Origin of the sequence: Phaeocystidibacter luteus, assembly GCF_008933115.1 — a bacterium.
Classification (GTDB): domain Bacteria; phylum Bacteroidota; class Bacteroidia; order Flavobacteriales; family Schleiferiaceae; genus Phaeocystidibacter; species Phaeocystidibacter luteus.
In genome coordinates this window covers 1-22966 of record NZ_WBVO01000001.1, presented here as the reverse complement: position 1 = coordinate 22966, position 22966 = coordinate 1, and the positions used below count along the sequence as shown (strand labels likewise).

General features: G+C 46.3%; 19 protein-coding genes. 10 read left to right on the top strand and 9 right to left on the bottom strand.

All coding sequences use genetic code 11. From position 1 onward, the window contains the following. Positions 1–161: 161 nt before the first annotated feature. The 3 genes from F8C67_RS00095 to F8C67_RS00085 are packed head-to-tail and all read left to right on the top strand — an operon-like array spanning position 162 to position 4995. Positions 162–2279, top strand: coding sequence for a DUF349 domain-containing protein (locus tag F8C67_RS00095; RefSeq protein ID WP_151665746.1), 2118 nt, complete (start codon positions 162–164; stop codon positions 2277–2279). Beyond that, positions 2279–4288 carry an excinuclease ABC subunit UvrB gene (gene uvrB, locus F8C67_RS00090; protein ID WP_151665745.1) on the top strand — a complete coding sequence of 670 codons (2010 nt, stop codon included), beginning with the start codon at positions 2279–2281 and terminating at the stop codon, positions 4286–4288. Before F8C67_RS00095 ends, uvrB begins: the two co-directional genes overlap by 1 nt. Beyond that, a complete protein-coding gene (locus F8C67_RS00085; protein ID WP_151665744.1) occupies positions 4285–4995 on the top strand; it encodes a hypothetical protein in 711 nt (236 codons plus the stop codon). Before uvrB ends, F8C67_RS00085 begins: the two co-directional genes overlap by 4 nt. An 813-nt stretch (positions 4996–5808) precedes the next feature. Here F8C67_RS00085 and tnpA read toward each other — a convergent pair. After that, positions 5809–6216, bottom strand: coding sequence for an IS200/IS605 family transposase (tnpA, locus tag F8C67_RS00080; RefSeq protein WP_151665743.1), 408 nt, complete (start codon positions 6214–6216; stop codon positions 5809–5811). A gap of 974 nt (positions 6217–7190) precedes the next feature. Here tnpA and ppk2 (F8C67_RS00075) point away from each other — a divergent pair. Together ppk2 (F8C67_RS00075) and ppk2 (F8C67_RS00070) are read left to right on the top strand one after the other, a co-directional pair. Beyond that, positions 7191–7988 carry a polyphosphate kinase 2 gene (gene ppk2, locus F8C67_RS00075; RefSeq protein WP_223277502.1) on the top strand — a complete coding sequence of 266 codons (798 nt, stop codon included), beginning with the start codon at positions 7191–7193 and terminating at the stop codon, positions 7986–7988. Then, positions 7988–8776, top strand: a complete 789-nt coding sequence (gene ppk2 / locus F8C67_RS00070) for a polyphosphate kinase 2 (protein WP_151665741.1) — start codon at positions 7988–7990, stop codon at positions 8774–8776. The genes ppk2 (F8C67_RS00075) and ppk2 (F8C67_RS00070) overlap by 1 nt, the downstream gene beginning before the upstream one ends. A 4-nt stretch (positions 8777–8780) precedes the next feature. Here ppk2 (F8C67_RS00070) and F8C67_RS00065 read toward each other — a convergent pair whose 3' ends face one another. The 7 genes from F8C67_RS00065 to F8C67_RS00035 all read right to left on the bottom strand — a co-directional run bounded on the left by F8C67_RS00065 (position 8781) and on the right by F8C67_RS00035 (position 14945). Further along, complete coding sequence (locus tag F8C67_RS00065; protein WP_151665740.1) at positions 8781–9716, bottom strand: peptidylprolyl isomerase; 936 nt, start codon at positions 9714–9716, stop codon at positions 8781–8783. Position 9717: 1 nt separating this feature from the next. Beyond that, positions 9718–11004, bottom strand: a complete 1287-nt coding sequence (locus F8C67_RS00060; RefSeq protein WP_170266293.1) for a peptidylprolyl isomerase — start codon at positions 11002–11004, stop codon at positions 9718–9720. Positions 11005–11027: 23 nt separating this feature from the next. Beyond that, complete coding sequence (locus tag F8C67_RS00055) at positions 11028–11552, bottom strand: FKBP-type peptidyl-prolyl cis-trans isomerase (RefSeq protein ID WP_151665739.1); 525 nt, start codon at positions 11550–11552, stop codon at positions 11028–11030. Further along, positions 11549–12571 (bottom strand): DHH family phosphoesterase, encoded by a 1023-nt coding sequence (locus tag F8C67_RS00050; protein ID WP_151665738.1) that lies wholly within the window; start codon positions 12569–12571, stop codon positions 11549–11551. The genes F8C67_RS00055 and F8C67_RS00050 overlap by 4 nt, the downstream gene beginning before the upstream one ends. Further along, complete coding sequence (rny, locus tag F8C67_RS00045; RefSeq protein WP_151665737.1) at positions 12561–14099, bottom strand: ribonuclease Y; 1539 nt, start codon at positions 14097–14099, stop codon at positions 12561–12563. Before rny ends, F8C67_RS00050 begins: the two co-directional genes overlap by 11 nt. Positions 14100–14350: 251 nt before the next feature. Continuing rightward, entirely contained in the window at positions 14351–14641 is a 291-nt protein-coding gene (locus F8C67_RS00040) for a cell division protein ZapA (protein WP_151665736.1), read from the bottom strand. Between the two features lie 10 nt (positions 14642–14651). Continuing rightward, a complete protein-coding gene (locus F8C67_RS00035; RefSeq protein WP_151665735.1) occupies positions 14652–14945 on the bottom strand; it encodes a hypothetical protein in 294 nt (97 codons plus the stop codon). Between the two features lie 131 nt (positions 14946–15076). Here F8C67_RS00035 and F8C67_RS00030 point away from each other — a divergent pair, with 131 nt between their 5' ends. From F8C67_RS00030 to F8C67_RS00010, 5 genes are all read left to right on the top strand, one after another. Continuing rightward, entirely contained in the window at positions 15077–16804 is a 1728-nt protein-coding gene (locus F8C67_RS00030) for a M23 family metallopeptidase (RefSeq protein WP_151665734.1), read from the top strand. Positions 16805–16835: 31 nt separating this feature from the next. Then, positions 16836–17528, top strand: a complete 693-nt coding sequence (locus F8C67_RS00025) for a peptidase associated/transthyretin-like domain-containing protein (protein WP_151665733.1) — start codon at positions 16836–16838, stop codon at positions 17526–17528. A gap of 3 nt (positions 17529–17531) precedes the next feature. Then, positions 17532–19952, top strand: a complete 2421-nt coding sequence (locus tag F8C67_RS00020) for a TonB-dependent receptor (protein ID WP_151665732.1) — start codon at positions 17532–17534, stop codon at positions 19950–19952. 2 nt (positions 19953–19954) lie between these two features. Further along, on the top strand, positions 19955–20200 hold the full coding sequence (locus F8C67_RS00015; RefSeq protein WP_151665731.1) for a hypothetical protein: 246 nt from the start codon (positions 19955–19957) through the stop codon (positions 20198–20200). A gap of 770 nt (positions 20201–20970) precedes the next feature. Further along, positions 20971–21789, top strand: coding sequence for a hypothetical protein (locus tag F8C67_RS00010; RefSeq protein ID WP_151665730.1), 819 nt, complete (start codon positions 20971–20973; stop codon positions 21787–21789). A gap of 237 nt (positions 21790–22026) precedes the next feature. Here the strand turns inward: F8C67_RS00010 and F8C67_RS00005 are convergent, their stop codons facing one another. Further along, the gene (locus F8C67_RS00005) at positions 22027–22752 is read right to left on the bottom strand and encodes a toxin-antitoxin system YwqK family antitoxin (RefSeq protein WP_151665729.1); all 726 of its coding nucleotides are present in this window, start codon (positions 22750–22752) and stop codon (positions 22027–22029) included. Positions 22753–22966: the final 214 nt, after the last annotated feature.

The following is a 22966-nucleotide window of genomic DNA, read 5'->3' as shown; positions in this document are numbered from 1 at the left end:
AGCAAACGGGCTATTTATCAATCATTTAGCAACTGAACGTTTACTCCGAATGAGAATCACTTCAAGTTAACACCAGTTAAAATCCCCATTAAGCCTAACGATACCTTTTCTCAGCCCACCGAGTTTCCCTATCTTTTCAGCTTAGATTGAAACTGAGACCCATGTTGGAAAACAAGAACGACGAAACGAAAAACGAATCGTCGGAGCAGAACCCCGAAACACCTCAAAATGAGCGTGTAGAGGAACGTGCTGAGGAAACAAATTCAGCCGAGGAAACGAGTAATGTTCCTGACGAAGATTCAAGCGAAAGCGAAGCAGAAACGCCCGAAGTGAAAGCTGAAGAGCCGAACGAAGAGGAAACTCCCCAAGCGGTGCAAGCGGAAACCGAAGCGGAGGCCTCTGAAGAGGATTCTGATGAGGATGACCCTCATACCGATGAGCATGAAGAGGATGATCAATATGCCGATCAGCACGAGGAACTTCCAGACTACGACCATCAAAAGAACGAAGAGCTCCTCACAGCCGCCGAACATTGGTCGAAGCAAGACGACATTCGCAAAGCCAAGAACCACATCGAGGCTATCCGAACGGCCCTACTCAAAAGACTAGATGCCGAGCGCGATGAAAAGAAAGAAGAGTTTCTGGCCAATGGTGGAGTGGAAATCGACTTTCACTACGATCAACCAGATCGCAACAAGTTCCGCCAGTTTTATGGCGAGTTCAGAGATCGTCGTCGCAACTACAGGAAAAAACTCGAAGAAGAGCTACAGCTCAACCTTCAAGTGAAAAAGAATATCATTGAGACCATCAAGGAGATTCCTGGTGCCGAAGGTTCTGCTCAAGACAAATACAAGCAGTTCCGAGACCTCCAAGAACGCTGGAGAAATACGGGCCCAGTTCCAAGAGCGGAGTCTCGTGACCTTTACAATAACTACCACTTCCATGTAGACCAGTTCTACGACTTCCTGCGTATCAGCAATGAACTTCGCGAACTAGATTTCAAGAAGAATCAAACAGCTAAGGAAGAGCTTATTACGAAAGCAGAAGAGCTCGCCAAAACGGAAGTAAGTCCGGAAACATTCACCGAGCTTCAACGCCTCCACAAGTCGTGGAAGGAGATTGGTCCGGTTGAACGTGACATCCGCGATGCGATGTGGGAGAAGTTCTCTGAATCCACCAAGCTCATCCACGAAAAGAGACACGCATACTATGAGGAACTCAAGGCTTCTCGCGAAGAACGCCTCGCCCAGAAGAAGCAGTTTGTGGATGAAATGGAAGCGTTAGACCTGAGTAAATTCAAGACCCACCGCCATTGGCAGTCTGCAATTCAGGCTATGAACCAATTGCGCGATGCCTTCAAAAAGCAGGGCAGAATTAATCTACCTGGTAACGATGAGCTTTGGGTGCGATACAGCGAAATCAATCGCAAGTTCAACAGAACCAAGAATGCCTTTTACAAAGAGTTGAAGCGCGAACAGCGTGAAAATCTAGATAAGAAAAAGGCACTTCTTGCCAGAGCTGAGGAACTGAAGGAAAGCGACAACTGGAGAGATGCGGCAAACGAGTTGAAAAAACTCCAGCGCGAATGGAAAACCATCGGTTTTGCACCGCGCGCCGAAAGCGACAAAGTTTGGAACGAATTCCGAGCAGCATGTAATCACTTCTTTGAAAGATTGAAGTCAAAGAACTCTGAACGCGACAAGGAATTCGAAGGTCATTTTGAATCGAAAGTGAAACTTCTCGAGAAAGTTGAAGCATTTGAGCCTAAGGGCAAGAAAGGTGTGGATACACTCAAAGAGTTCATTGAAGAATGGAAGGCTATTGGTCCGGTTCCAAGAGACAAAAAAGACATCGAGGGCAAGTTCAATACTGTACTTGACAAGCATTTCAAAACGCTCAAAATCGACAAGAAAGAGAGCGCAATGATTCGTTTCGAGAATCGAGTTCAACACATCGCTCAAGATGGAGACGATAGAGCCATGGAGCGCGAACAGGATGCCTTACGTCGTAAAATTGACGAGGCCATGAAAGAACTTCGTCAGCTTGAAAACAACATGGGCTTCTTCGCACACAGCAATCCAGATAACCCACTGGTTAAGGAGGCGCAAAAGAATATCGACCGACAAAAAGAGCAAGTTGAATTGTTGAAAGACAAACTAAAATTGCTCAGAAAGATCGATGAAGCACCAGCGGAGGAAGAGGCACCAGCTGAAGAACCTAAAGCTGATGATTCAGCCACAGAAACTGAGAATAACGCTGAGGAAGGAGAGAAGGAATAATGGACTTTAAAATCGTCAGTGAGTACTCGCCCACAGGCGATCAGCCGCAGGCTATAAAGGAATTGTCGGCTGGAATAAATTCGGGCGACAAGTTTCAGACGCTTCTTGGTGTTACGGGTTCAGGTAAAACATTTACCGTAGCCAACGTGATTCAGGAGGTTCAAAGGCCCACGCTCATACTTAGTCACAACAAGACACTTGCCGCACAGCTTTACGGGGAATTCAAGCAATTCTTTCCAAACAATGCGGTTGAGTATTTTGTGAGTTATTACGACTACTATCAGCCCGAAGCTTACATTCCCACGAGTGGAACGTACATCGAGAAAGACCTGAGCATCAACGACGAAATTGAAAAGCTACGTCTGAGTACCACCTCTTCCCTGCTCTCTGGTCGGCGCGATGTCCTCGTGGTTGCGTCGGTGAGTTGTCTGTACGGTATAGGTAACCCCGAAGAATTCAACAACTCTATTATTGAGATTTCGGTTGGGACAGTAATCCCGCGAAATCAATTCTTACACATGCTCGTTTCATCCTTGTATTCTAGAACTACTGCCGAGTTTAAGCGCGGTAACTTTAGAGTTAAAGGGGATACGGTTGATGTATTTCCGGCGTATGCCGACATCTACTACCGACTTCATTTTTGGGGTGATGAAATCGAGCGAATTGAAAGCTGGGACCCTGATACCAACGAGAGAATTGAGCTATTTGAGCACTTGCGGCTATTTCCTGCGAACATCTTTGTTACGGGAAAGGACAAGCTAAATCAAGCGATACATCAGATTCAAGATGATTTGATGGATCAGATTCAATTTTTCAAGAATGAGCAACGTCCACTTGAGGCAAAACGTCTGCAAGAGCGCACTGAGTTTGACTTAGAGATGATTCGGGAATTGGGCTACTGTTCGGGAATTGAGAACTACTCTCGCTACTTGGATGGTCGCAAGCCCGGTACTCGACCGTTCTGCCTTCTCGATTACTTCCCAGAGGATTTCCTCATGGTGATAGATGAAAGCCACGTTACTGTGCCCCAAGTGCGTGCCATGTATGGCGGAGATAGAAGCAGAAAGGAAAACCTCGTGGAGTATGGATTCCGTTTACCAGCAGCCATGGATAACCGTCCACTCAAGTTCGAGGAGTTTGAAATGCTTCAGAACCAAGTACTCTACGTGAGTGCGACTCCGGCTGAGTACGAAATGGAGAAGACAGGTGGAGTATATACAGAACAACTTATTCGTCCGACTGGCCTACTCGATCCGCGAATAGAAATCCGACCTAGTGAAGGTCAGGTTGACGACCTCATGGAGGAAATCAACAAGCGGGCGGAAATTGACGAACGAGTTCTTGTCACCACACTAACGAAACGAATGGCTGAGGAACTCACGAAGTACCTCACGCGCCATGGCGTGCGTTGTCGCTACATCCACAGTGATGTTGACACGCTTGAACGCGTAGAAATTATGCGTGATTTGCGTTTGGGAATATTTGATGTCCTCATTGGAGTAAACCTACTTCGCGAGGGACTGGATTTCCCAGAGGTTTCACTCGTAGCTATTATGGATGCTGATAAAGAAGGATTCTTGAGGTCGGAACGAAGCCTAGTGCAGACGATTGGTCGTGCCGCTCGTAACGTGAATGGATTGGCAATTATGTATGCGGATAAGATCACCGACAGCATGCGAAAAACCATCGACGAAACAGAGCGCCGTAGAGAGACTCAGGAAGCCTATAATAAAGCACACGGCATTGAACCAAAAGCGCTGAAAAAGAGCGTGGATAGTGTCCTCGCAGGCAGCCGCGTTGCTAAGAGCACTGTCATGGATGAGGTAGAGCGCATTGACTTTAGTGAGAAGCCTATTCAATACGACACTAAGGAAGATCTTCAAAAAGCCATTGACGATACCCGCAAGCGAATGGAAAAAGCGGCAAAGGCATTGGACTTCATTGAGGCTGCGCGGCTTCGCGATATTATGATGGAGTTGGAATCTAAACGTAGTACAGTTAAAGGGTGAGAAAGTCAGGCTACAGGTTTGAGGCCGGATTCGCCACATGGATGATGTTAATTGCGTTCTCCATGTTATCGATTAACGGAAAGGGCCAGGTTGCGATTATCGTAAATCCGACAGCCCTTCGTGCAGCACCTAATGAAGACTCAGAGGTGTTGGACAAGCTGGAAGTGGGCTTTGCCATCTACATCTACGATTGGGATGCAGAGGAGTATGAGGATTGGCATATCGTGGAGTACGACAATGACACCCTCTCTCGAGCTAGAGTTGACACTTCTGTCAAAACCACAACTTACAAAGGCTATATCTCCAAGGAGGACCTATGGTACATTGATGATTTAATGACACCAGATCAGGTCAATTTACTCGAATACACTTCCGATTTTGATTCTTCAGGACACGCGATTGTATCCATCATGAAAAACTGGACGGATTATTCCTATTTGGATGAGCCACATTGGGGCACCGACGGAACTTTGCCACGCTCTCAAGTGGATTCAATCACCCTCGTGTACTTTGGAAACCGCTCTCTCATCCCAACGCACTTATCTTCAGATATTTACGAGACTCATCACGACGAATACTCCACTGCCTACTACCCACCCTACTACATCTTCACAAAACCGTGCAGCGATGGCGCTGGGGGTTATGACCTAACATGGGTTTTCCGTGAGGATGAATTGGTTCAGAGGTTGTTGGTGGTGCCGTTTTGAGAGGGGGCTTCATGGATAATTGTTGTTTGTAGCGGTCAGGGATGAGGCCTGTGAGCTAGGATCCTTCCTCGATGACACGCTTGTGGCTTTAGCCCACGCCGCTCAAACAAACCTGCAACAAAAACCTAAATCAATAGCGGTCAGGGCTAAAGCCCGTGACCTTGGATCCCACCCTTCATGTGATCGATCAGGTTGCCTAGTCAAAGTATAGGGCATTCAATCACCTTCATCCGAAACACACAAGAAATTATAAACAACTACCACCGACCAAATCTCCGATAACAGGCATGTGGCTTTAGCCCATGCCGCTCAAACCAACCTCCAACAAAAACCTAAATCAATAGCGGTCAGGGCTAAAGCCCGTGACCTTGGATCCCACCCTTCATGTGATCGATCAGGTTGCCTAGTCAATGTATAGGGCGTTCAATCACCTTCACCAGAAATACACAAGAAATCATTAATAACTATAACCAACCAAATTACCGATTCCAGGCATGTGGCTTTAGCCCATGCCGCTCAAACCAACCTCCAACAAAAACCTAAATCAATAGCGGTCAGGGCTAAAGCCTGTGACCTTGGATCTACCCTTCATGTAATCAATCAGGTTTCCTAGTCAAAGTATAGGGCATTCCATCACCTTCATCCGAAACACACAAGAAATTATAAACAAATACCACCAACCAAATACCCGATTCCAGGCATGTGGCTTTAGCCCATGCCGCTCAAGCCAACCTGCAACAAAATCCTAAATCACAAGCGGTCAGGGCTAAAGCCCGTGACCTTGGATCCTTCCTCGATAACACGCTTGTGGCTTTAGCCCATGCCGCTCTCACCGGTATCACCATTCCCATGATGATTCCGTTGATTTTTCACATATCGTATGACCGATTTCAGTTCGCCATAGCCAACCGTGCGAATGTAGTATCCATTCTGCCATTTAAACTTCGGTATGGGTTCAAGAATTTTATTGACAAGGAACGCAGATTTCCCTTTAAGCTGACCGATTAAAGAGGAAGGTTGTATTTCAGGCAATACCCTGATAACCACATGCACGTGCTCATTCCATCCGTCACATGCATAGAGATAGCAATGATTCTCGATTGCTATCTGAAAAACTGAATCTTCAATTATCTTGAAGTTGTTCTGATCAATGAACGGTAAACGGTTCTTGGTGCTCCACACAATGTGGTACACCATTTCTGATTTGGAGTTTCTGGACATATGAAAGGTTTGGTAAAGGCAAAACTACCATGTGGAAATTCAAAGTGCCGAATCTCACAGCCAAATAACATGCGTATTTTAATTTAGCCTGAACGGCCATAATTAATAACGGGGCGGTCAGGGCTAAAGCCCGTGACCTTAGATCCCCCCTTCATGTGATTGATCAGGTCGCCTAGTCAAAGCCTAGATCATTCCATCACCTTCTTCCGAAACACACCAGAAATCATAAACAACTACCACCGACCAAATCCCCGATTCCAGGCATGTGGCTTTAGCCCATGCCGCTCAAACCAACCTGCAACAAAATCCTAAATCACAAGCGGTCAGGGCTAAAGCCCGTGACCTTGGATCCCACCCTTCATGTGATCGATCAGGTTGCCTAGTCAAAGTATAGGGCATTCAATCACCTTCACCAGAAATACACAAGAAATCATAAATAACTACCACCGACCAAATCCCCGATTCCAGGCATGTGGCTTTAGCCCATGCCGCTCAAACCAACCTCCAACAAAAACCTAAATCAATAGCGGTCAGGGCTAAAGCCCGTGACCTTAGATCTACCCTTCATGTGATCGTTCAGGTTGCCTAGTCAAAGTATAGGGCATTCCATCACCTTCATCCGAAACACACAAGAAATCATAAATAACTACCACCGACCAAATCCCCGATTTCAGGCATGTGGCTTTAGCCCATGCCGCTCAAACCAACCTGCAACAAAATCCTAAATCAATAGCGGTCAGGGCTAAAGCCCGTGACCTTGGACCCTTCCTCGATGACACGCTTGTGGCTTTAGCCCATGCCGCTATCAAGTTTGTCGCCTCCCACCCCCATCTCCCACATGACGAATATCATCCCCCACCTCCCCTCAATTCCTTATCCTTGTATACACGCGAATCATCAACCATCGATTCTATTTGAAAATGGCAAAATTCACCGCCGAACAGCTGCTCAATGCTTCTTCGCGAAAGGAGTTAATGAGCATTGCTGAAGAAAACGATATCGATATATCAAAAGCCGTTCGGAATATTCGATACGAGAAAGAACTGAATCTGCTGCAAACCGAACTGGTTAACCTTCAAAAGTGGGTGGCCCAAAACAAAATGCGCGTTGCCGTGATTTTTGAAGGTCGAGATGCCGCCGGAAAAGGAGGTTCCATCAAACGATTCAAAGAGCATTTGAACCCCAGAACATCGAGAGTAGTAGCCTTGTCTAAGCCTACAGAAGTAGAAAGCGGGCAATGGTATTTTCGACGATATATCAAAGAGTTACCAAACCCTGGGGAAATCGTCTTCTTTGATCGAAGCTGGTATAACCGCGCTGTTGTAGAACCAGTAATGGGCTTTTGCACCCAAGAGCTGTATCAAAAGTTTATCGAACAGGTTTCCGAGTTCGAACACCTACTCTACGAAGACAATGTGAAGATCATAAAGTTTTGGTTCTCCATTTCGAAGGACGAACAAAAGCGCCGCTTCGAATCCCGACTTGAGAATCCGCTGAAGCGTTGGAAATTTAGTCCGGTTGACATGAAAGGACAGGAGCTTTGGGATAAGTACACACACTTCAAAGAACAGATGTTCAGCAAGTCACACACCAACTTCTGCCCTTGGATGATTGTAAAAACGAACGACAAACGCGAAGCTCGTCTTGAAAGCATGCGCTATGTATTGTCGCAATTCGAATATGACGGAAAGGGTGAATCGGGCATAAACCTACTTCCTGACCCCAACATAATAGTGCGTTACCACAGAGGTGCCGTTCAAATTGATATCTGATGAACACAGCCGAAAAAACACTTACCAAAGAGGATCTGGATATCCTCAACTCCAAAATTGGGAAGTACTTCTTACTCAAATCCAAGCATACGGATGTATGGAAAGCACTCCATGAAGCGCGCTATGAGCTCATTCTTCGTCATCTTCAAGAAGAGCTAATCAAGCTTCAACACTGGGTGATTGAAAATGGAGAAAAGGTTGTTATCCTTTTTGAAGGAAGGGATGCCGCCGGCAAAGGCGGAGCTATTCGCAGGATCACGAAGCATATCAACCCTCGTCACTATCGCATCATCGCTTTAGATAAACCGACAGAGGACGAAAGTCGACAATGGTTCTTCCAGCGGTACATCAATCACCTTCCCAAACCGGGTGAGATTGTATTCTTTGACCGCAGCTGGTACAACCGGGCAGTAGTTGAGCCTGTGAACGGTTTTTGTACCGAGTTGGAGTACGAGAGATTCATGTCGCAAGTGAACGACTTCGAACGGATGTTAATCGAATCAAACACCCACTTGATCAAGTTTTACTTCTCGATCACAAAAGAGGAGCAGGCACGGAGGTTCGATGACATAAAGAGCAACCCGCTCAAACGTTGGAAAATGACACCTGTAGATGAGAAGGCCCAGCATTTATGGGACAAATACACGGTCTACAAGCAACGAATGTTCAAAGAAACGAGCACCGATTTGGCCCCGTGGATACGAATCGAAGCAGATGAAAAAACAAGTGCCCGATTGAAAGCAATCGAGCACGTGTTAAAGACGATTCCGTACAAAACGGAAGATTGATGTTCTAGTGAATCTGAACCAATTCAACCTCAAATACTAAGGTTGCATTTGGCGGAATAACGCCGCCTGCACCACGCGATCCGTATCCAAGTTCACTTGGAATTACAAACTTCGCGCGCTCACCTTCCTTGAGGAGCATGATTCCTTCATCCCACCCGGGGATAACTTGTCCAACTCCAACCGGGAAGCGAATAGGCTGACCTCTTTGATAAGAGCTGTCGAACATGGTTCCATTCTTCAACTTTCCAGTGTAATGCACGGAAACAAGCTGACCTTTGGTTGGAACTTTGCCCGAACCCTCTTTTAGGGTCTTGTAGAACAAACCTGAATCCGTCTGCTTCATTCCTGCCACCAAATCCTTCAAGGCTTCAGCTTCGGCTTTGCGCTTATCTTCTTCAGCCTTCTTTTTAGACTCCATAGCTTCATTAAAAACCTTAGCGGCTTCGAAGCTCTCAGCGTCTGAACCTACGGCGGTAATTACCAATTTATCCATGGTGTCACCTTGAGCGATGGCGTCAACTACATCCTGACCTTCAATTACCTGACCAAAAATCGTATGCTTGTTGTCGAGCCACTCTGTAGCTCCATGTGTGATGAAGAACTGGCTTCCGTTAGTTCCCGGACCTGCATTGGCCATACTCAGTTTCCCAGGTCCATCGTGCTTGAGCTCAGGATGAAACTCATCCCCAAACTGATAACCTGGTCCACCTACTCCTGTTCCTTGTGGATCTCCACCTTGAATCATGAAGTCGGCAATAACACGGTGAAACGTGAGGCCGTCGTAGTACGGCTCTCCCATTTGTTTCACCTTATTCTCTAGCTCCCCTTTTGCGAGTCCAACAAAGTTGGCTACGGTTAGAGGCGTCTTATCGTAAAACAACTCGGCAACGATGTTGCCCTTAGAAGTTTCGAAGGTTACGTATAATCCTGGGTTTGTCATCTTACTCGTGGATGTACATATCAAAAATTACGGTCGAATTTGGTGGAATGGCACCACCAGCAGCTTCACGACTACCCCACGCCAAGTTTGGCGGGATGATTAGGCGAATGTGAGTTCCTTTCTTGAACATGAGCGTAGCTTCAATCCAACCTTGGATAACCTGACCAGTACCTGCAGAAAGTCGCAAAGGCTGATAAGGACGTTGTGGATTGTACACTCCGGCCATCACAGCCATTTCTTCAAGTGAACTGTCAAAGATCTTTCCGTCGGTTGTGTAGCCAACATAATCAATCTCCAAAAGGTCTCCCATGCGTACTTCAGGACCATCGCCTTCATCGAGTACGATATACCCCAAGCCACTTTCCGTTTTCTCCATGTCGTCTTCTCTCCACTCAACGTACTCTTCCTTGAACTCTTCCTGATCAAGAACGCCGTCATCGTACCAGTCAAATGCTCTTGTCCAGTTCTTACCAAGCTCAACACGAAGCATTTCTTTTCTTCTCTTTGCAGCCTCAATTTCAGCGATTCCATCCTCAAGTGCCTCTGCACCGTTGAACTCTTTTGCGTCCTCGCCTATACGGTAAATCTTAACCGACTCCATAACAACAGGTGTGTTTGGACGATCGTTACGACCTCTCGGTACGCGAGCGATTTTAGCGACGATATCCAATCCGCCCATCACTTCTCCAAACACGGTATGTCTGCCGTTCAAGTGTGGCGTCGGCTTATCTGTAATGAAAAACTGCGAGCCGTTCGTGCCAGGACCTGCATTCGCCATAGAAAGAATACCTGCGCGGTCGTGAATCAAAGTATCCACAAACTCGTCAGGGAAGCTATATCCAGGACCACCGCTTCCGTTTCCTTGTGGATCTCCACCTTGAATCATGAAGTCAGGAATAACACGGTGGAAAACGATACCGTCGTAGTAAGGTTGACCCTGCTTTACGTTGGTCATAGTGTTCGTTCCTTCCGCAAGAGAAACAAAGTTTCCAACTGTGAGCGGAGTAGCATTGTGATACAAGCGAACGAGGATTTCTCCTTGGCTTGTTTTGAAGAAAGCGTAAACGCCATTTGGAACGCCTACTTCGGTTCCATTTACCATGAAATTGGTATCAACACGCGTGGTGATGTAACGCTCATACGGCTCATTTGCCTTTTCTTCCACCTGCGTGGTAGCGTCAGCCGACTCATTGTTCGACGCTTCGCTTGAAGCACTCTCACTGTTTCCGTTGCAAGCCGAGCCCATACCTAGAAGGAGGCTCAAGCTAATCAGACGTAGGTAATTCATATTCGTCTTCATTGATGATTATTCTATTTCAAAATTCTCATATAATACAGTACTGAACTCATTGGAGGAACATTGCCCTCTCCAGCAATTCCAAATGCCAAGTGGCTTGGAATTAGAACAATTGCAGAGTCGCCTCGATGCAAGTTCATCAAAGCTTCATGAAGTCCAATTACCGCATTGTTATCCTTATTCGCTCTGACGGTGTATAGTCCGTCCTCTTTACTTGAGGCGAGTTCCGTTCCGTCAAGCAATCGTAAGTTATAATTGAGTTGAACGATGTCCGATTCTGCAATTTGCGCCTCTTCTCCTCTTTCCACAATTACAAAGCGAAGACCGGTTCCGGTTTCTTCCCATGCAATGCCACTTGAATCGATATAGGTTTCAATCTGAGCCTTTTCCTCTTGAACTCTTCCAAGATTCTGCTCAATCAACAATTCTCTTCTTTCGCTTGGAGATAGTTGATCACTTTGATTGCCGGTTCTACCCTTCTCTTGGGTAGACTGACAACTCATCATCAATCCCAAAAATGCGAAGAGAAATAGTCTCATAAATTGTCGGATTCTAATGCTTTCTTTAAATGCTGAATCGCTTGGGTTGCACTTCCATCGAATATGCCACCAGCGGCATTTAAGTGACCGCCTCCATTAAAGTGATTTCTCGCAAAAGTGTTCACGTCAACATCACCTTTACTGCGGAAAGAGCACTTCGTTCTATCGCCATCTTCTCTGAAAAAGACAGAAACGCGTATGCCTTTCAAACTCAAACCATAATTCACAAAGCCTTCGCTGTCACCCTTGGTATAGTTGCATTGTTGCATAATTGGAGCCGTGAGATGCAGAATAGCAATCCCTTTGTCTTCAAGCACTTCCATATTATCCAACATGATACCCAAGAGCTTCAAACGAGAACGTGTGTTGACGTCGTATACTTTGTCATGGATATTGGAAGGATCGGCTCCAGCCTCAAGTAATCGCGCTGCAGCCCTGTGTGTTGCGGGTGTAGTGGAGGGAAATCTAAATGAACCTGAATCGGTTACTATGCCCACATATAGCGAATTGGCGATATCAGAGGACAACTCTTTATCTCCATCCCACCATTGTATGAGATCGAAAACCATCTCGGCCGTACTGCCCTTGGCGGTGTCAGAGTACATATCATCAGGCCACGAATCTGGTTCTCGGTGATGGTCAATCATTACCTTCCTGGCCTTAGATGCTTGAATCCAGTTCTGAATGGCTTCACCTCCTCGGTGAATGGCGTTGTAATCCAGAACGAAAATCACGTCTGCCTCCTCGAAAGCGTTCTGAGCAAGTTCTGCTTGGACATCGGCCATAATCACATCATCATATCCTGGCAGCCATCTCAAGAAGGGAGGCGGTTCATTCGGAGCAACAACGCGTACGTCATGTCCGCGCCCCTTTAAAAAGTGCTGAAGTCCCAATGCACTTCCCATGGCGTCGCCATCGGGATTGATGTGATTGGTAATAACGATGTTCCTCGACCCCGAAAGAAACTCTCGGAGGTCGTTCAGTTGCAAAATGCGTGTATGCTCGATATTACTTGGCAACGTTTACGGCTCTAGTTTCGCGGATTACGGTAACCTTAACCTGACCTGGGTAGGTCATTTCATTCTGAATCTTTTGTGTGATGTCGAATGAAATCTGTGAAGCATCGGCATCTCCAACTTTCTCACTTCCAACAATCACGCGAAGTTCTCTACCCGCGTGGATGGCGTAGGCCTTTTCTACACCGCGGAAGCTCATAGCGAGGTCCTCTAGTTCCTTCAAGCGCTGAATATAAGATTCAGCCACTTGGCGGCGAGCACCTGGACGAGCACCTGAGATTGCATCACAAACTTGAATGATTGGTGAAATGAGGCTCTTCATTTCAATTTCGTCGTGGTGAGCACCGATCGCATTACATACGTCTGGCTTCTCACCATACTTCTCGGCCATTTGCATGCCGAGGATAGCGTGTGGAAGATCCGTTTCTTCGCTAGGCACTTTACCAATATCGTGTAGTAGGCCTGCGCGTTTTGCGAGCTTAGGGTTCAATCCTAATTCGCTTGCCATAACGGCGCACATGTTCGCCACTTCTCTACTGTGTTGTAGGAGGTTCTGTCCGTACGAACTTCTGTATTTCATGCGGCCCACCATTCGGATAAGCTCTGGATGCAGACCGTGAATTCCGAGATCGATAGCTGTGCGCTTGCCAATTTCGGCAATCTCTTCCTCGATTTGTTTTGATGTTTTTGAAACAACCTCTTCAATTCTCGCAGGGTGGATACGCCCGTCAGTTACCAACTTGTGCATCGACAAGCGCGCGATTTCGCGTCGAACTGGATCGAAACACGAAAGGATAATGGCTTCTGGAGTATCGTCAACGATAATCTCCACACCTGTAGCAGCTTCTAGGGCACGAATGTTACGACCTTCGCGACCGATGATACGGCCCTTAACGTCGTCATTCTCAATATTGAACACGGAAACGGCGTTCTCGATTGCCTGTTCTGTAGCAGTGCGTTGAATCGTCTGGATGACAATTTTCTTTGCCTCCTGATTCGCGGTAAGCTTCGCCTCTTCGATGGTGTTGGCGATTGACGCCGCCGCCTCTGTCTTCGCCTCTTCGCGAAGCGCTTCCATAAGTTGTGCTTTTGCGTCCTCACCGCTAAGGCCTGAAATAACCTCAAGTTGTTCTACCTGCTGGCGGTGCATGCGCTCGAGATCTTTCTCTTTACGCTCATTCGCTTCCAACTTGCGCTCGAGCTGTTGCTTGAGGCGATCGACGTCCTTCTCCTTGCGCTTATTTTGCTCAAGCATTTGGGAGGCAGAACGCTCGCGTGACTTAAGCTTATCGTGACGCTCTTGCATCTTTGCTTCGCGCTTTGCGATTTGCGCCTCGTGTTCTGACTTGAGCTCAAGGAACTTCTCCTTGGCTTGAAGAATCTTGTCTTTTTTGATAGACTCGGCCTCCTTCTCGGCCTCTGTTATGATTGCGGAACCCTTTTTCTTGAGTCCAGCTTTGAAGATAACCGTACCAATTCCAACCCCAACTGCGAGGCCGGCGATGGCTGCGATAATCACTGTAATATCCATGATGATGGTAGTATTAAAAAAAAAGCCCGCACTGATGCATAACTGTCTAAACTCCAAAATAGACAGGATCTGAGATGACCAGCTAAGCTCGACCTTCCGTTGTTGTCGGTATGACATTCCCGCGATTGCGGGATACGGCCTGCTCTTACTTATCCGAGTTGCACCTCATATTAGTGTAACTGTTGAGTTTAGCACATTGGGGCATCAGTGCGGGGGTATCGTTAAACCCTTGTTTATGATAAGAACGCTTGCTACTTCAGAGCTGCATCGAGTTGTTCTTCCAACCCTTTCAACGCTTCTTCCAAAGGAGCAATCACGCCTTCTTCGCCTCGCTTCAATCCTAAGTATTGAGTGGCAAATTGAAGGGTACACATCGCCAACACATCCTGTTTATCGGAAACTGCATACCGCTCTTCGAAGCGTTTTACGGCCTCATTTATGGCGGCTACAGCCTTGCGTACCCTCTCTTCTTCATCTCTACGGATGGTAAGCGGGTAAACGCGTTGGGCTATGTTGACTTTTATCTTGAGTGTTTGATCCATGACCTCCGGTCTAAGCATTGAGCAGCGCGATGCACTTGTCGATTTCTCGCACTAACTCGGCAATCGTAGCCTTCGTTTCTTCTGTTGCCTCCGAAGTTTCTCCTCGTAGGGCGCCAGCCATTCTTGCCTGTCGAAGCGACTCTTTCAATCCATCCATCTCCGATTCCATCTCGCTCTTATTTGCCTTGAGCTCATCGACCGCCGACTTTAACGCAGCGTTCTCAGCCTTCAGGGCATCGTATCTCTCCGCAAGTGTCTGTAACTTACGGCGAACATTATCAGCAAGTTGGAGGGTTGGGTTCATGAAATAGTTTAACGCTCCGGTCTAGAGCAAAAGTAACGAAGGAGGCTTATGAACACAATCATTTCCACTAATTTTCGCGCTTCTTCCGTTATTTGAAGAACTTTTACACCCCTTTACTCCCGAGTGACTCTATGATTCAATACCTACGTATTACAGTTTTAACCCTGATATTCAGCAACTTAATTCAAGCTCAATATCCCCAAAACTACTTTCAAAGTCCACTCGACATTCCCTTAATTCTATCGGGCACCTACGGCGAGCTGCGCAGCAATCACTTCCATGCCGGAATCGACATCAAAACACAAGGGGTAGAAGGCTTGAACGTACGCGCCGCCGCATCAGGCGAGGTTGTACGCATCGCTGTTTCGCCCTATGGGTATGGCAATGCGCTATACGTGAGGCACCCCAATGGGTACACCACCGTGTACGCTCACCTACAATCTTTCGATGCCGATATCCAGAAATGGGTTGAAGAGAAGCAATATGCTCAGAAATCCTTTTATGTCAATCTCTTTCCTCCCGCCGGCACTTTTCCGGTTATGCAAGGCGATGTGATCGCAAAGAGCGGTAACTCTGGCGGAAGCGGTGGTCCTCACCTCCATTTTGAGATTCGAGATTCGAGAACAGAAGAACCCATTAACCCGCTGCTCTTTGGGTACGAAATTGACGACCATAGAACACCCGAAGTTCGCGGTGTATATGCATATCCCCTAAACGCTGAATCTCACCTTAACCAACGGCATGCTCGGACTGAGCTGTCTCTCAGAACTATTCGCAATGGAGAATATGCGTTCCGCTGGACGCAACGAGGTGCAGGTCAAATTGGATTTGCCATCGATGTGATTGATCGACTCGACGGAGCCTGGAACTCCAACGGGCCGTTTAAAATCGAGCAATTCGTAAATGGGTCCAAAACAAACGAGTTTCGTGCAGAGCGATTTGCATTTGCTGAAACGAGGTACCTAAATGCACATATCGATTACGACCTATACGATTGCTGTAGCAAGAAAATCAATCGCATGTGGATTCTACCGAGTAACGCATTGCGCATGTACAGCGGAACAGAACAGAACGGCATCCTTACTGTCGAGGCAGATTCCTCATACGACCTTCAGTGGAAAATCTCCGACGTTGCCGGCAATGTGACCCTTCTGAATGGATCCATTCGGTATGAGGCGTTAGCCGATAGCTCTAGCACCTCAAGCGACCTACAGATTCCGCATAACTCTGTCTTCAACATTGATTGGGGCTCCTTTTACGCCAATTTGGGAATTGATGTACTCTATGAATCTGCAGATGTGGATACGACGATTAGAAGCGGACTTGACTTCTGCTACGGGAGTATTTATCAAATCGGTAGAACGGGAATTCCTGTTCACAAGCACTATCGCGTGGGACTTTCATTGGCGGATGTGCCTGTTAAATATCACAGTAAAGCGGTAGTCGTTTCTTTGGATGACAACTTGAACAGCCCTGATTCTTGGGATGGAGATGTACAGATTCACAATAGCCAGCCATTCATCGAGGCTCGTGTAAGAACCATGGGCAACTTCACACTTATGGTGGACTCTGTGCCTCCCGCGGTTCGTGTTCTTTCGGGAATTCGTTCGGGTCAGCAACTGTCTACCGGAAGCGTCATCAAACTCAAAATGACAGACGACCTTTCGGGCATTCAATCGTATGACTGCTATATCGACGGACAATGGCATTTGATGAGCTACGACGCGAAGTACGACTTGCTCGAGGTTGAGTTGTCAAATCGAATACCCAACGGCGAACACGAATTCAAAGTCATTGTTACAGATGACAGAAACAATAAAACCGAAGTTCGCATACCGTTTTCGTATTCGATTCGTTAGACCTTCGCGTTTTGCGTAACTTTGACGCTACATGAAACTAAAACACCTCTTCATTCCGCTTTTGATGCTTGCATCTGTCATGTCTATGGCACAGCAAGAGCAATCGCAGTCGAGAGACACTACCAAAGCTCAGTCTCGGCCTGACGTCATCCAAGTATCTGGAGCGATTATGACGAACGACTCTTTGTCGCAATTCGTTCCGAATGCAGTGGTATATGTTAAAGGTAGAAAAGCGACTCTCGCAGAAAGTGGTGAGGATGGATTCTTCAGCATAGCCGCCCTTCCGAATGATACTATTGTCTTCAGTCATTTTAGTTTCGAATCGCAAAAGCTTTGGGTTCCCGACACTCTTGAGGGAAAGAGTTACCTCTCGATTGTAACCTTGAAATGGAAAGCATACGAGATTGCGGAAATCATACTTTATCCTTGGCCGCGCCCGGAAAACCTTCAACGCGAGCTCTTGGCAATGAATCTTCCGACCACGGAAATGGACATTGCCCAGCGCAATCTCGCCATTCAGCAACTGAAAGAACGTGCCGAAGAAATGGGCTATGACGCTCGGGAAATTGGCAACTACGTTATCAAGTCGCAGAACTACAACTTGTACAACCAGGGAAGATATTATGGCGCCAATGGCGGCGCGGCATTGCTAGGTCGACTTACCGACCCATTCGCTTGGAATGAATTCTTTAAGGCCATTCAGCGAGGCGATTTTAGTGACTAATAGATGCGGTATCTCCTACTCCTGCTCCTCTTTCCTTTCCTCGGCACCGCACAAACTATCGTGGGTACCGTTTCTGATGTCGACGGCGAGCCAGTAGAACAAGTTCTTATTGTCGTTGGCAACCTCTCCACCTATTCAAATGACAATGGTCAATTCAGGATTACGGCGCCGGCCGACTTCCCCGGCTATGCCATTTTGGGACGCGTGGGTTACAAAACCGACACGATTTATATCCCAGAAGTAACAGGAGAATACGAAGTTTCGATAACCATACAACGAAGCGAGTATCTCGAGGAAATCGACGTGCGCAGCGAAGGTGGCGCGCAGACAGGCAACACAGAACTCGATTCGAAAAACCTCCAAGCCATCGCTGGACCTCAGAGTTCAGTAGAAGGATTGATTCGAACACTCCCCGGAGTAATTGGCAGAAGCGAATTCTCCTCGCAATACAACGTACGAGGCGGGAGCTTTGATGAAAACCTGGTCTATCTCAATGGTATCGAAGTATACCGTCCATTCCTAGTTCGAGCAGGCCAGCAAGAAGGTTTGTCTTTCATAAACCCCGATATGGTTGACAACATCTCCTTCTCTGCCGGCGGTTTCAGTGCAATTTATGGGGATAAGATGTCATCGGTTCTCGACATCACCTACAAGGAGCCGGAGGAGTTCGAGGGCACGTTTAGAGGAAGTTTACTTGGAGGGCAGCTTGCACTTGGTGGCCGATCTAAAGATGAACGACTGACGGCAATGGGCGGCATTCGCTATCAAACCAACAGACTTTTGTTGGGCGCGCTAGACACCGACGGTGATTTCACATCAAACTTCTTCGATGCTCAATTACTCTTGGGATACACCATTACGGAAGAATGGAAGCTCAACTTCTTGGGGAACATCGCGCAGAATGACTACCGCGTACAACCAGGAACGAGAAACACTCAATTCGGATCATTCCAAGAAGCATTGCAACTTACGGTGTTCTTCGAAGGTCAAGAGAACTATCAATACAACACCACCTTTGGCGCCTTAAGTACAGAATATGCTCCTCACGACGATCTATCGCTGAGCTTTTACACTTCGGCCTATCAAACTGTAGAAACGGAGTACGTCGATGTAATTGGACTTTACCGTTTGGGCGATCTAAACACCAATTTGGGAAGTGACGATTTCGGTGAAATTGCCTCTGTTCGTGGGGTGGGTGGATTTCACCAGTATGCGCGCAATACCATGGACGCCATCATCTTTAATGTGGGTCACCGAGGCGTGATGCATATGGACAAGGGAAGTCTCTACTGGGGTGGACGCCTTCAAAGGGAAGATATTGTGGATCGCTACAAGGAGTGGGAATACATCGACAGCGCTGGTTATTCGGTTACGCATCAGCCGACGCAAATCGTGATCGCTGGTGGCGACACCATCTACATTCCGGATGAGAACTTAGAGGTCTGGGAGAATTTTGATACACGCGGAGCTGTCACGAGCTGGCGCTCTACTGCTTATGTAGATTATGTCATCCCGTGGGAATCAAACGAACATCAGTACCGACTAAATGCCGGTGTTCGAGGTCAGTATTGGACATGGAGTGGTCAGCTTACCGCTAGCCCGAGAATGCGTTTGAGTTGGCGGCCAGCCAATTTGAATAAGTGGTTATTCACTTTTGCTTCGGGACTTTATCATCAGCCCGCATTCTATCGCGAGATGCGTGACCTACAGGGCGAAATCAACCCAGACATTCGTGCACAATTGGCCGTTCACTACGTAGCCGGCGGAAAATACACCTTTGAAATGTGGGATCGACCTTTCGTTTTGAACACGGAGGCCTACTACAAGGACATGTATAACTTGATTCCGTATGAGATCGACAATGTCAGGATTCGCTATTCGGCCGTGAACGAAGCTCGAGGCAGAGCTTATGGAATTGACACCCGATTGAATGGAGAATTTGTAAAGGGTGTAGAAAGCTGGGCGAGCTTGTCCATTTTTAGGGTTGAAGAAGATATTGAAGGAGATGGAGCGGGATACATTCCACGTCCGACGGATCAGCGCTTCAACTTCTCGTTATTCTTCCAGGATTACTTACCACAAAACCCAACTTTCAGGGTGAATGTCAACCTTGTGGTTACGGGAGGGTTTCCGTTTGGCGCGCCACAAACTCCGAGATTTACACACACCTTTAGAAGTCCGATGTACAGAAGACTGGACTTGGGATTTATTAAGGTATTTCGAGAGAGAGACAAGGAATACAAGAACAGTTTTTACAAGAACATCGACGAATTTTGGGTGAGTTTGGAAGTCTTCAATGTATTTGAATCAAGAAACACGGTGAGTTATTTGTGGGTTCGAGATGTGAGCTCGGCAAATCAATACGCTGTGCCGAACTACCTCACCAGCCGACTCCTAAACTTGAAAGTCCACGTAAGTTTCTAGCCATGAGAATAGCCGAACAGATACCTCATTCCACGTTCAGAATTGTCATTTACGTAACCGACAAGCACTTTATGGTTGAGTTGGAAGCCGGACCTATGCGTCAGAGTTACCGTTATGCGAAAGAGGTCTACCCCAGCGTTGAAAGTGTAAAGGCAACCCTCACGAACGAATGGCTAGACAAGGTACACGATCACTTCAACGCGATGTATGGCGACTGGAAGGGATTGGCGTTGAAGGGGGCTCAATAGGCTTGAGGCAAGAGGCAAGAGGCGACAGGCTGGGACTTGTCATGGGCATTCTGCTCTTACTACCATATGTTGTTTATGGTCAATGTAACGTGAGAGGATATATGCCTCACATGGATGTGCGGACCGCATTAAGTGAATTTTCAAATTTGCCAAGTGAAGAGAATATTGACTTTTCTAACGACAGTTTGGTATTTCTTTTCCAAGATTCAATCGTTCTTCGATACTGTTTCCGAGTCTCGGATTCAGTAGATGTTGGGATACCCCTAACGAACAATCCAAGATTGCTTGTTGAGTGTTACTACAACGGTTCGATATCGTATGTAGAACTGACGCGAGATAGTTTAGAACTGAGGCTCAATTTTTTAAAAAGGTCTGTTCAAGGATTCAATCCTCTCCCAAGCTATTTAATTTCTAAGCTTCTAAACGGAGCATTCCCTTTGGAAACATATCCAGCGTACTATCCCTTGAATCATATGCACGCAAGTCGTCTGGATTCTATGCGTATAGCACTCGTTTTAGATGATGACACGTTATGCGAAGTTCAGATACCAAGACAAAGAAATGAAGAGGGAGGTTATATTAACATGTCTTCACTCATCAATTGCTCCAATATTTCAAAGCTCGAGAAACCTTTCTCAACAGGATACCTTATATTCTACGCTGTCCATGTTCGGGTGATAGGTTCCCGAAATGCATTTCCGTATCACCGAAGGATTGAAGATGTACGTCTCCCAATTCGGTATGAACCAGAGTAGAAGATTATGAATCTAATGGCCTCTGTTTACAGAAAATTCGATGTTGGAAAGAGACTTTCAATGATGACGCTGGTCTTGTTATCAATCACAAACCCTTTAAATGCCCAGTCTTGGTATTACGGCTATTTTCCCTTTGCACCGACCAAAATTCACATTGACAGCATCCCTTGTTTACCGAGTAGGTCCGATATTGACTTTACTACTGATAGCGTGGCCTTCTTCTTTAACGATACTATACCTGTAAGGTATTCTTTCGATCGTAATGACAAAGTTGAACTTGGAGTTCCGCTTTTAGAGGAATATTCACTTTCGTTGCAGTGCTATTACAATGGTGAAACCGCCGAATTTCAGATACTCAGAGATTCCGTAGATATATATCTAAATTATTTTCGGCGATGGCTGCATGCATACGACTCGCTGAACACTATGATTATTGAACGAGACTTTCTGGAAGTGACGCTAGCGGTTTATCCATTTGACGACTTAGAATTTGGACAATTAGATTCAATGCGCGCAGCGATCATACTTGATGGAGATACCGTTTGCGATGAATTTATTGATGGTTCCAATTCTACAGAATCTGGAAAAATCAACTTAGGTCCACTGAGACAATGCCCTCAATTCGGAAAAATATACGGTCCATATCAGGAAGGACAAATCGTCTTTTATAACATTCATGTCCAAATTAGTGAAGGTCGCAATAACCGCTACGGTGCAATTCCATATCACCAAAAAATAAAGAACGTTGTTGTAAACCTTGTCAGACCTAGATTCTCAGATTATAACTTCAGGTACTACGATCAAAAACCGGCAAAGTCAGAGATGCCAGAGTAGGTTGTTAAACGGCACGCGCTAAAGCACCGTGCCTAGCATTCCCCCTTTGTTCGTCAGCTACACGATTACCTACGCATCCGCATGTTCAAAAGCATTCATATACCCAAAATGAACCTGCTAAAGCATGGTTCATTCTCCTCAAGCCAGTCTATAAGTCCAAAAGTCTGATTTTCCATAAGTCTTTTCTCCCTGCGTTCTCTCTTCACCACGCATATTCTTCATTTCTCTGCGAGTGGCTTATTCCCCTCTCTCGTATTGAACTTGCTCAATCACCTCGCCTTCTCGGTCGTACAATTTCCATAGTCCAATCCGACGCGAAATAGTAATCGGACCGGTTGATCTGTTCAAAGTTTGAGGATTCTCGGATAGCTTTTTAGGTTGAAATCGACCTGATAGCCTTATCGTGCCTTTTTCACCATTTAAGTACAAGTAGTATTCTGAATAGGGACCGTCTAGATAACCTTCATCGTTGAAAGTCAACATAGAGGTTACAAATTGGGACTGCCAAACTTCCCATTTACCAACTTGACGTCCATTATTGAAGAATCCATGAGTTATAACATAAGGAGTTCCGAAATAAAGATTCTGATGTGAATATTCAATATACTCACCATCCAGAACGTCCTTAAAACCTGAGTAAATTTCTAGGTCCAGAGTATCTGTTGGGTTATCTGCTGAGAGCACATAAACAGTATCAGCAAAAAAAACTTGACTAACTACAGCCTTACTTTTAATATCTCCAGACGGCCAATACTCGATTCGTAATTTCTTTTGCGTTGTCAGTCTCTCGTAATCAACAATAATGCTATCGGCCCCAAGAAACCTTCGCGCCTCTAAGGTATCATTCCAATGTTCCGAACTGGTAAACCAAGGATTATAGTTGTACGTGGCAGGTAAATCATAATCTTGAGCATAGCCAAAAAATGAAGTTATAAATGCTGATAATAAGATGTAAGACTTCATATCAAGTACATTGAGATTGAGAAATTAAGCGACTAAATATAGACTTAAACGAATCATCAACCCAGGCTATTTGCGATCAATCGGCACGCGCTAAAGCACCGTGCCTAGCATTCCCCCTTTGTTCGTCAGCTACACGATTACCTACGCATCCGCATGTGCGAAAGCATTCATATACCCAAAATGAACCTGCTAAAGCATGGTTCATTCTCTCAAC